A 10,714-nucleotide genomic window follows, 5' to 3' on the forward strand; every position below is an offset into this window, starting at 1 on the left:
GTCGTCCCAGATCATCACCAGCCCATCGCGCGGTATCTGCGCCAGCCCCTCGTTCCGCAGCTCCCCAAGCGTGCGCCCGTCCTTACGGTCCACGACCACCACCAGCTCACGGTCCGCGTACCCCTGGGCGGCGAAGTCCGATATCGCCTCCGCCGCCAGGCCCTCGCGGCCCGCCTGCGTCACCATCAGACCATATACCCTCATCGCGTCCATCCAGTCCTGTGCCGCACCACCAGGCGCGTGTGCCCGCGCTGCGCCGCAGACCCGGCCACCTGCCGCATCAGCTCATCAGCCTCTTTCCGCAGCATCATCGTGTACACCGTCTCGATGCCGCCCGCGCACGCTATCTCATACGCCAGCGCCGTGACCAGGTACTCCGCGAAGTACCGCTCCACGTCGGGCGTGTTCGCGTCACTGGTCGCCGCCCACTGGTAGCGCGCCGCCTGCAACCGCAACGCCCCGGCCACATCAGGCACAGGCCACAGGTGCACGCGGATCACCGACAGCTTCTCTGGCCAGTACGACGATGGCGCGCCCGTCGCGTCACGCGGCGTCAGCATGTGATACTCGTCGCGTCCAAGTTGGCGCAGCCGCAGCTCGCCACCGCCAACGTCGAGCATCGCGTCCCCGAGCACGTCGAACACGCTCGCCGGAAGCACGTATTCGCGTACTCCGGCCACCACGGGCACATCCAGCGTCTCCACGGGCCGCGCCAGACGGAGCCGGGCGCGCATCGACTCCAACTTGATCAGCAGCCACTGCCGCGCGAACGCGCGTTCGTCGGCGTCGGGCTCCATGCGGACGTGGAGCATCCTCGCCTTCTTCCACGCCAGCGCGGTGATCCCTTCGACCGTGAACTCGACATCACGGCCAGCACCAAGATTCGCGCCATCACGCGTGCCCGGTATCATGGCCCGCCCGCAGGCTCCCGCCTGCCCCTCCGGTCAGCGATGAGCGCGGATAGCTCAGCCTCGCATCTGTCGCCCGGACGGTGACAGCGCCAGCAACTCAGCCGCCCGTTCGGCAGCTCATGCAGGTCGCTGCGTAGATATGGCGCGTCGCAGTATGCGCACCTGGCACGGTAGTCCCCGCTTACGCGGGCGCGACCTCCGAGCTTCCTGATGGTGCGCACACTGCGTGCCCTCTGTCGCTACGCGGACACCACGGTCATCAGCCCGGCGTTCTCGGCGATGTCGTGGCTCACCACGCAGTTGTGGAACTGCCAGTTCGCCTTCGTGGACCACCCAGTGAGCCCCGTGTTGTTCAGCACCGCGAACTGCGAGTTGCGGCACTGCCCGGAGCTACCTGCCACCCCGGTCACCGCTTCGCTCGACGCCGCCTTGCGGTTGGCGAACAGGCAATCCGAGATGAACCCGCCCACCAGGGCCGTCGCCACCAGGCGCATGACTCCGACTGACGCGGATGACGTCGCCGCCTCAATCACCATGTCCTCGATGCGGACGTTGTCCGCCCCGGCCAAGTCGATCACCGTCGTGCATTCGGCGGCCGTTGCGCCCCACCATCGCCCATGGATGATGCTCAGCCGCTTGGCCGCGTCCGTGGCCAGGATGGCGCGCGTCACCTTCTGGTTTGCGCCGATGCCGAGGTTCGCCTCGGGGAAGCTCAGCACCACCCCTGGCGCGCTCACCGTGATCGGAAGCGTGACCGTCAGGGTCACGGGCACCAGCGGATCTCCGGCAAACTGCGCCGTGAAGTTCTTCACGGAAACACCAGCGCGGTTGAGCAGAAGACTGGCCCCCGCCGCCGTCCACCTCAAGATCGGCCGCAGCTCGCCCTCGCCCCACCCAACAATCTGCGTCCCAGCCTGCAGGTCGGACCAGTGATCCGCCCCGGAGATGTTCTCCACATGCCCAGGCAGCGCGATCACCTGGTCACCAGCCCCAGCACGACAGTGCTTCAGCGCCGCGCGGATCGACCGAAACAGCGCACCCTCCGCGAACTCCTTCGGATCCCCGCTCAGCACACCACCGGAACGCACGTACAGCGTCCGGCTCCCAGGGTAGTTCAGCACGCCGCCAGGCGTGAACACCCCGCGACCACCAAGCTGCCCAATCAGCTGCCGCGAAAATCCGCCCAGCATCGACAGAGACATCTTCGCCTCCTAGCCCTGGTTGTACAGAATCCCTCGACCGCCGCTCCACCCGCGCGCCCAGCGCGCCTTCACAGAGTAGTTCATCACGTCACGGGCCTCGGATACCCACGTCCGGCTCGACGGCCGCTCGCGCCAGTACCAGCACAGCTTCTCGTCAGGGTGGTCCGTCAGCCAGCAGTAGTCCACCTCGCTCGCCGTCCAGTGCCGCACGGGCACCAGCTTGATCTTGTCCCGGTTGATCAGGTTTACCGCGTTGTACTGCCCAGCCTGCGGACTCCGATCCGAGAACGACAGCACCTCCCAGGCCCCGCGTTGCCCAATCGGGAACGCTACCCCCTCGATCTCAACCCCGTCGATCACCCCGTCCAGGTCAACCTGCACGTCCGCCTGCGCCCTCGCCAGCACATACGCCGCCTCGCTCGGCGCCGTCGGCGTCGCCACCATGTTCGAGTACGTCCCCCCACCGGGCAACGTGTGCGCAGCGCTCGCCAGCGGCTGCCCATCGCCACCAGGGAAGTCCGTGTTCGTCGCGCGGTTCAGTACCTGCGCCGCGTCGATGTCCACGGCCTTCCAAATCGCTCGCTTCAGCCGCCGCGCAGCGTTGATCACCTTGTCCGTCTTGCCGTCCGCCAGCGCCTCCTCCGTCGCCATCGTCCGCAACCCGAACTTCCGCACCCACAGCCGCGTCAGCGCCCCCTCGGAAATCCCGCGAGCGGGAATCTCTTCCCCCTCCCCAACGCTGACCGCCACCCCGAGACCGCCAACCTCCAGCATGTCCACGAACGCGCTCTTCGTCCTGCGCACGTCCATGAACTTCGGCATGTCCAGTCGGGCCTCCAGCCCGTCCGTGCGGTCAACGATGATCTCCTCCAGCGTGTCCTGAAGGTCGTTCGCGATCGTGCTCGTGAAAATCGTCGCTGCTGGCATGACGCTCTCCTTACAAACCGACTCCGCCGTCTTGGTTCTGCGGCGTGTTGCACCGGACGATGTACTTCAGCCGGGCCGCCGCGAAATTCGCCCCGTCCTCCACCAGCCCAACCGTCCGCCAGTTCGCCGACGCAGGGCTCGCGTCGTTCGCCTCCAGGTTCGCGCGGTTCAGCGCGCAGTCGTCCCCGCTGATCACATGGTTCGCGTTCGACCCCAGCAGCGCCACCGCGCCTGCCCTGGTCGGCGTCGAAATCGCCGTGTCAAGGTCCACCTCGAACAGGTTCCCCTCCACCGGAATCACCGTCAGCACCGACGCCCGGTCCACGCCGCTGTACGTCGTGCCCGCAGGCAGCCGCTTCGGGTCCGGCCCGAGCGGCTTCTTCACGCGCCCGTCCGTCGCATCGAAGAACTGGTCAATCCCGGCCACGATCCCGTAGATCGCCTCCCCGGCCGCCGCGATGTTGAACGTCCCGTCGTCCAGCCGCTTCACCGGAAACCCAACGTGAATCGCGGACGCGTAACCAGACGCTACCACGCACCGCTCATGCCGTGGCGTCGGCTCGCCGCTGTTCGCCCGGTAAAACCGGAATCCCTTCACGATTCTGTTCGACATGACCGATTCCTCCTATCGGTACAACTCTTCCTTGATGTCGTCCGTCTCGTTCACGAGACCCATCGTCTCGTCCACCGTGACATCGTGCCCAGGCAACGACCTCGACACACGACCGCGACCAGCGACCATCCTCCGGTCGTAACGGTCCGCAGCCAACTGCCCGCCAGTCCCCGTCACGCCACGGTCGTAAATCTCCTGCCGCCGCTCCAGCGGCATGCTCATCAGCACCAGGTCCATGTACATCAGCGACTCCCCGTCCTCCGTCCGCGTCCCGCCGCGCGTGAACCGAACCCCACCAGGCCGCTTCTTCTCCACCTCGTACCCGAGCGCCTCGTGGTACTGCACGCCGAACATACCCGTCAGCGGAACCAGCTTGTAGTACCGCGCCGGATCTGCCCCGGTCAGCGCCCCAGGCAACTGCGTCAGGTCAACCTCCTTCACAGGAGGATCTTTGCGTACGCCAACCCGGTTCGCCTTCGCCTTGCGCCTCGTTAGCCCAGCCTGGATCATCTCGCTCCTGACCCGCTGCGCGCCTCGCGCGTCCCTTGGGTCGGGCGAACGGCCGGGAGCACCGCCACCGCGAACCGTGCGCCCCAGCGGATGCGCACGGCCCGTTGCCAGTACCATCACACGACGCCCGCGCCATGTCAACCCCCAGCCGCCCCACACACCCACCAGGCCGACACCCTAATTCCCTCGAAACCGAGAGAATTAGGACTGCTGCTGCCCTGCTCGCGACTGCCGCCGCTTCAGCAGCGCCTTCGCATACGTCCGATATCTCTCCGTCGGGTCGCTGATGTGCGGATAGGCCGCGTCCGCCATCTTGATGTGATTCGCGGTCATGGTGAAGGTCTGGGTGGGGGCAGCGCCGCCACCGCCGCTTCCGCCTGCGCCGGTGTACTTCGCCGGGTTCGCCGTCTGGCGCTGGGGCGAGAACTCCGCCCGTGCGGCCTCGAACGCCCGCTCCGCCGTCTCCACGGTTTCCCCTGCGCCGCGCGCGACCATGCGCTCGTACTCGCCCCGTGCGTAGCGGAGGGCGCGCGGGTTGTCCATCACGTCGGCATACTTGACCTCCATGCGCGCCCGGATGCGTTCGACCTGCTGGCGCATGGGGTCTGGGCGAGGAGCCTCCAGCTCACGCCGCCGCTCGCGCAGCTCGGCGCGCACCTCGTATTTCTGGTCCTCGATCTCGTTCGCTTCCTTCGCGATCTCCCGCAGCCTCTCGGCGCTCAGCTCGCCATCCCTCGCCTTCGCCGCCAGCGCAGCCTGCCGCTCCACCAGCAAATCCAGCTTCTGCTTCAACTCCGCAACACGCGCGTCATCGTCCACGCCCTTCGCCGCGGGCTGCTGCCGCTGCGCAGACGCCTCCAGCGCCGCCAGCAACCTCTCCTCGCGCTCCCGCGCGCGCTCCGCCTCCTGCCGCCAGAAGTCTCGCTCCCGCGCGAAACCCTCTCCGCGCTCACGCTTCTTCTCGCTCCGCGTCTTGCGAGGCTGCTCCGCCTCGGCGCGTGCCGGCTCAGCCCCCTCCGTGTCCCCTTCGCGCTCCCCGTCCGCACGGTCCTCGCCAAGATCCACCACCAGTCCCTGTTGATCGCCAGAATCAGGCGGCGACTCCTCCGCCGCCGCCGCCAACCGCGCGTCCAGTGCCCCAGCAGTGTCGCTTTCGTTCGTCATGTCACATGTCCTCGAATGACGGCGCGTCGTGCGCGCGTTGCTTGCTCGGGTCCGCGAACGCCCGCACGTCAGGGTCGTTCTCGAACCCCTCGATCACCTCGTACACGTACCCGCTCGCCTCCCCCCGGCGAACCCACCGCCGCCTCAGCTTCGGCGGCGTCTCCGTCCCGTCGTCGTCCACCCCGCCAGCCAGCAGCCGCATCGTGTCCTCCGACAACACAAGGTCCGCCGCCCGCGTCGCCGTCAGGTAGTGCGCACGCCCAGACGAGTCGATGTCCACCGGAACACGGTACGGACTCAACCGCAGGATGGTCGCGTAGTGCCCAATGTCCATACCGTGCGAGTGCAGTTGCTCCAGCGCCCCAAGCCCAGCGTTCACGATCAACACCCTCGGCGCTGTGTCCTTAAGCCTCTCATAGGTCCGCTCAGGTATCGCTATCGCCCCGCCCTTGTGGTACCACTGCCCCTCACGATACTCAAACCCGAACGGCATGATGTGCGCCACAAGCAGACGGTCGTATGGCGCCTGCACGCGTAGAGCGTTCGGAGCCACACCCCACTCCGCACATCGCCGCAACAGCCGCTCCGGAAACAACTCCGGATCCTTCGCAAACCGCCGATACTCCTCCAGCAGCTTGTCCTTCTCAGCCGCCAGCGACAGCGGCTCCCATCGCGCCTGCGTCGTCAACATCCATCACCCCCAAGCATCCTTACCAGCCCGCGCTGCACCTCCATCGCCGCCGCCCGCGCGCGCACGTCCGCATCCGTCGATGACTGCGCGGCCGCGTACAGCTCACCCTCCATCACCCGCAACCTCTCGCGTGCCGCGCGAAGCATCCTCCGTGTTACGTCCAGTTGCTGCCATTCCCGCGTATCTTCCATGTTGCCGAACTATACCAGATATCCGCGCTAGGACAAGCTCTCCGGTGGTATCTCTGGGCGCGGTCCTGGCACTCCTTCTTCGCGTGGCGGCTGCATTGGCTGGGACGTGGCGCTCTGACCTGGCTCTGGCTGTGCTGGCATGGACGGGGCGACGCCGAGCGGGGTCGAAGGCGGCTCTGGGCGCGGGCCGAGCGCGGCGATCATGTCGGGGCGGCCGACGGCACGGAGGTAGTTGGCGGCCGAGGTCCACCACCAGTGCAGGCTCTGCTGGAGCGGCGGCACATGTTGCGGCAGGTTGATCATCTCCATGGCCTCCTGGATGCGCTGCTGCTGGGAGAGGAAGCGCATGTCGGCTCGAATGGCGATGGCGAAGGTTGGCTCGTAGACCTTCTTGCCAACGCGAACCTGGACTACCTCTCGCGTGAGGTAGTCGGTGACACCGATCACCTCGTCATCCTCGATGAACAGGTAGTTGAGCTTGTCGTTGTTGCGGATGATCTGGGTGAACCCGTCCGCGAACTTTCTCCCGGCCACGGATAGTTGCTTGAGCGCCTGCTCGATGCGGGTCGCGAAGCCGCGGTAGGTCTCGCCTGACTTGCCCGGCTCGCCAGAGAGCGCCGCCGTGGCTCCGAACGCCGCCTCTCCGTAGGAGTAGAGGCGGTCCACAAGCTCGACCAGTTGCGGGTTGGCGGGCGGAGCTCGCCACGGGACCACGGTGTTCTCGCTCAAGCTGGTGACACCCGTCAGTCGCGTGATGCCACCCGGCACCAGGTCCAGCTGCCCAGGCTCGAACGCGCCATTGTCTGCCGTGATGAACCCTCCGACGTTCGCGATGGTCGCCTGGTCTCCGAACTGGTTGAGGGCGTTGTTCGCGGCGCGGTTGAAGTCGGCGTAGACCTGCCCAGGGGACAGGCCCAGCGCGCCGGTCGGGTTCTCGATGCACACGGCTCTGAACCAGAGCTCGATGGGTACCCTGCGCACGGGAGAGGGATCGCTCGCGTCATCGGTCATCCACGCGGGCCGCACCGGCGGCTGAGGCTCTTGCGGGCGTGGCAAGGCGTCCCTGGACAGGGCGTCCATGAGCACGGCCCGCTCTCGCTCATCCACGTCGGGCTGCTGGAGCCTGGCGGCGAGCTCTCGCGCGAGGGCCTCGGTGCGCTCCCACTCTTGCAGGGCCTGGCCGAAGGCGACGAGCGCGCCTTGGTACTGGCTCATGGCCTCCAGGTAGTCGGCCTTCTCGCGCCGCTGGCGCTCGAACCGCTGGCGGTCGCGCCAATCCTCCTCATCGCGGACGAACAGGCGCATGACGGTTCTGGTGTTCTTGCAGACCACGGCGGTGATGGGCCTGGCGCGCTCGTCGCCCGGGAAGGCGAACCACCCATCGTAGTGCAGGACCTCATACTCGCCGTTCCGCTTGGTGGCATCCGGCTGCTCGATGCCCTCGAGCTCGGCGATGGCGGAGCGAAGCGGGCGGTCGGCGTCGTCGTAGGCGACTCCAGCGCGTTCGCAGACGGCATCCACGTCCTCCCAGTCGCCGCGCATGTCGAGCAACTCGCGTTTGCGCATGCGCATGACGTGAACCTTGTATGGCACGTCCGACAGGTCTGGCATGGTCGCGACGGTGACGAACGGCATGGCCACGTCGTCAGAGGACAGCACGACGTGCCTGTTCATGCGCCTGTTCTTGTCGTAGAACGACCGTCCGGTGAAGTCGCCGTCGCCCATGAGCAGGGTACACGCGCGGTGCATCTGGCGGGTGAAGTCCGGGATGCCCTCGCGGAGCTGCCAGTTGGCGTGCAGGGTCCGTATCCTGGCCAGCTCATGAGCGTCCTCGTTGGGCGAGGTTGGCTGGTAGGTGTGGATGTTGTCCTCTCCGAGGAAGAACTCGGCATATAGGCGGGACGCGAGGCGGTTGATGCCCATGAGGGCGATGGGGACGTGGTGATTCGAGCAGTGCTTGAACGGCCACTGCTTGGGCGGGAGCATTCCGGAGTACATCTTCCAGTTGTCCTTGCGCTTCTCGCGCCACTCCTCCGCGCCGCTCCACGCCTCCTCGAAGTCCTCGGTGACTTGCTGACCGAGCTGCTTGAGGACGCTTCTGCCCTCCTCGGTCGCCTTGAGCAATGGAACAAGGTTCGCGACCTCCGGGTCAATGACGATGGGCTTCGCCTCCGCGGCGTCGTCGTCCAGCTCCAGCTCATACGGTTGCTCATCCATGGGCGTCTCCTAGTAGTTGGACCCGTAGCCGAGTCTACCCCTGAACGGGATGACCTTGCGCACTGGCTCGTCATCGTCTCCGACGGCCTGTCGTCGCGCGATGAGGCGCTTTATCGCCGTGGCGTCCATGGCTGGGTACGCGCAGGCATACTCGACGGCGTTTTCCCAGTGGTCCTCGTTGCACTTCATGGGGACGGCGGGGTTGCCCGGGTCTGCGGGGATTCCTGGGATTGTGGCGACGGTGTTTTTCATGGTCTCGAAGAAGAGGATACCCGGTCCTCGGCCATCCGCATCGGCGAGTCTTGCAAGGAACCGCTCGACGTTCATCTGCCGCGACTTCTTGTCGGCCGGGAACCAGCCGACGCCCTTGCGCGCCATCTGGTCGGCATGGGACGGGGCGCTGGAGGCCTGTCCCCACAGGTTGGTGTCGGCTGGTCCTGTGATGGACGAGCGGCCGTGCTTCCAGAGTCCGAGTGGCTCTTCGATGCGCCGCACGAGTTCGGCGACCTCCGCGCCATCCTTGCCGATGAAGGTAAGCTCTTTGAAGAAGACCATGGTTCCGTCCTCATTGACGGCCCACCACAGGACGCAGCCTGGCGACTTGAAGCCCCAGTCCAGGCATCTGTAGACGGGCCAATCGCGAGGGATAGTGAACGGTTTGACGACGTGCTTGGTAGGGTTCCAGTGGTCCGCGAAGTATGAGTCTGCGGTAGCCCACCAGTCGCCATAAAGGAGGGCATTACGGATGTGCGGCGGTCTGGACAAGAGTCGCCGTTTGTACTGGGCAACGAACTCCTTGTTAGGGTTGTCGTCGATGGTGGCTGGGAGGTAGAGTCTGGTTGCGAACGAGCCGTCATCGAGTTTGCGGCGGATGACCTTACGGCCTTGCGGGGCCGGTTTAACGAAGTAGTCACGGACCCATCCTGGTGAGGGGTTTGTGGCGGCTCTGATCTTGAGCATCCTGGAGAACACCGGGTGGTCGGAGCGGCAGCGTGCAGCGATTTCCTGGTACTGCTCTTCCGTGAACTGGTTGAGCTCATCGAAGAAGATGTGAACGAACTCGGATGTGCGATAGTTCATCCAGTCGTTGGGGTCCTTGCAGTGGCCGAAGTAGAAGCGGAAGCCGCTTCTGAAGATGAAGACGTGGTCATCGTCTTTGTAGCGGACGGCTGGGTCGATGTAGTTGAAGACCGGCATCCACTTGCGGATGGATGTATCGAGGCCTTTGGACAGTCTACGGAGGTGGAGGGCAGCGGCCTGGCACTCGCCCCACTTGATGATGCCGCGTTTGCACAGCTCTTCCGCGACGAGGACGACGGGTATGGCATCGGCGCCGCCGACGGTAGTTTTTCCTGGGCCTGCGGCACCGGCGCCGAGGGCTTCATCGACGCGGAGGCGATGGAACTCCTTACCCCAATCGGAGGGTTTGTAGTAGCCCGGTATCTCGACGTAGTCGATCTTGTGCAGCTCGTCGGTGGGGATACTGGACAGGTCAATCGGCATGGCGCTTGGGCGGTGGCGGGAACTGCTCTTCGGTCACCTGCTCGGCGAGCAGTCTGTAGCATTGACCCGTGCGCTCGTTTTTGATGTAGAGGCCGTCTGGGCCTTCACGGAGGAGGATGTGGCCTGGGAACTCGTCGCCTGGTCCGCCCATGATGATATCGCCGGTGTGGTAGGTACTGGCCCACACTTCCTGTGCCCACACGACCATCCAGCGGCGGCTGCTGAGTCCCAGGCTGGTGACGCCATTGTGGACGGGCGCGACGTAGTCGAACGAGCCGACGCCGAAGTAGTCGTTCGAGTATCTGAACTCGACGTGGTAGCGCTCGGAGCCTGAAGCTCCCATGACGGTGTAGAGCCGTCCCTCGGAGTCGTGGCCCTTCGCCCACTCGAAGGTGACGGCCTCGTTGTAGTTGGCGGCGAGGACGGCTCTGCCGCGCCTGACGTAGCCGGTATCCAGTGCGCCAGCGTTGAGGCGGAGCACAACGCGCGTATCCTCGCCGATGTTGTTCGCCGTGACCCTTGCGGTCATGGCGGGGGTGTGCTGGACGATGATGGCATCGGAGCTGATGGGGGTGCCGTCCGACTTGCCGTAGACGACGTGACCGGCGGACGGGGGCCAGACGCCCGGAGCGCCGGCGAGCAGGTAGAGGATGCCGGTGCCCGATGGGAGCGTCGCGCCACAGCAGGCGACGCCGATGGCCTTGCCTGCGTCGACGGGGTCATCGGATGGCGCGACGACGAACACGACGCCTGCGAGCTGCCCTGGCGCGACGTCGATGTCGTGC

The 10,714-nt window shown here is 66.0% G+C and carries 12 protein-coding genes; all 12 read right to left on the reverse strand.

Translation table 11 applies throughout. The features are described 5' to 3' along the window. A partial coding sequence (locus QN163_10855; protein ID MDR5684501.1) for a hypothetical protein occupies positions 1-204 on the reverse strand: 204 nt, incomplete at its 3' end. Continuing rightward, entirely contained in the window at positions 201-911 is a 711-nt protein-coding gene (locus tag QN163_10860; protein MDR5684502.1) for a hypothetical protein, read from the reverse strand. The genes QN163_10860 and QN163_10855, both read right to left, overlap by 4 nt. Before the next feature lie 239 nt (positions 912-1,150). After that, entirely contained in the window at positions 1,151-2,113 is a 963-nt protein-coding gene (locus QN163_10865) for a hypothetical protein (protein ID MDR5684503.1), read from the reverse strand. A gap of 9 nt (positions 2,114-2,122) precedes the next feature. After that, positions 2,123-3,040: a hypothetical protein gene (locus tag QN163_10870; GenBank protein ID MDR5684504.1), complete on the reverse strand. Its 918-nt coding sequence runs from the start codon at positions 3,038-3,040 to the stop codon at positions 2,123-2,125. 10 nt (positions 3,041-3,050) lie between these two features. Continuing rightward, positions 3,051-3,653: a hypothetical protein gene (locus QN163_10875; GenBank protein MDR5684505.1), complete on the reverse strand. Its 603-nt coding sequence runs from the start codon at positions 3,651-3,653 to the stop codon at positions 3,051-3,053. Between the two features lie 12 nt (positions 3,654-3,665). After that, entirely contained in the window at positions 3,666-4,094 is a 429-nt protein-coding gene (locus QN163_10880) for a hypothetical protein (protein ID MDR5684506.1), read from the reverse strand. A 270-nt stretch (positions 4,095-4,364) separates the two neighbouring features. Then, positions 4,365-5,327, reverse strand: coding sequence for a hypothetical protein (locus tag QN163_10885; protein MDR5684507.1), 963 nt, complete (start codon positions 5,325-5,327; stop codon positions 4,365-4,367). 1 nt (position 5,328) lies between these two features. Continuing rightward, positions 5,329-6,018 (reverse strand): hypothetical protein, encoded by a 690-nt coding sequence (locus QN163_10890; GenBank protein ID MDR5684508.1) that lies wholly within the window; start codon positions 6,016-6,018, stop codon positions 5,329-5,331. Further along, complete coding sequence (locus QN163_10895) at positions 6,012-6,164, reverse strand: hypothetical protein (protein MDR5684509.1); 153 nt, start codon at positions 6,162-6,164, stop codon at positions 6,012-6,014. Before QN163_10895 ends, QN163_10890 begins: the two co-directional genes overlap by 7 nt. Positions 6,165-6,236: 72 nt before the next feature. Further along, the gene (locus QN163_10900) at positions 6,237-8,426 is read right to left on the reverse strand and encodes a hypothetical protein (protein ID MDR5684510.1); all 2,190 of its coding nucleotides are present in this window, start codon (positions 8,424-8,426) and stop codon (positions 6,237-6,239) included. A 9-nt stretch (positions 8,427-8,435) separates the two neighbouring features. Next, positions 8,436-9,929: a phage terminase large subunit gene (locus QN163_10905; GenBank protein ID MDR5684511.1), complete on the reverse strand. Its 1,494-nt coding sequence runs from the start codon at positions 9,927-9,929 to the stop codon at positions 8,436-8,438. Further along, a partial coding sequence (locus QN163_10910) for a hypothetical protein (GenBank protein MDR5684512.1) occupies positions 9,919-10,714 on the reverse strand: 796 nt, incomplete at its 5' end. The genes QN163_10905 and QN163_10910, both read right to left, overlap by 11 nt.

Source organism: Armatimonadota bacterium, assembly GCA_031432545.1.
In the GTDB taxonomy this organism is placed as follows: domain Bacteria; phylum Sysuimicrobiota; class Sysuimicrobiia; order Sysuimicrobiales; family Sysuimicrobiaceae; genus Caldifonticola; species Caldifonticola tengchongensis.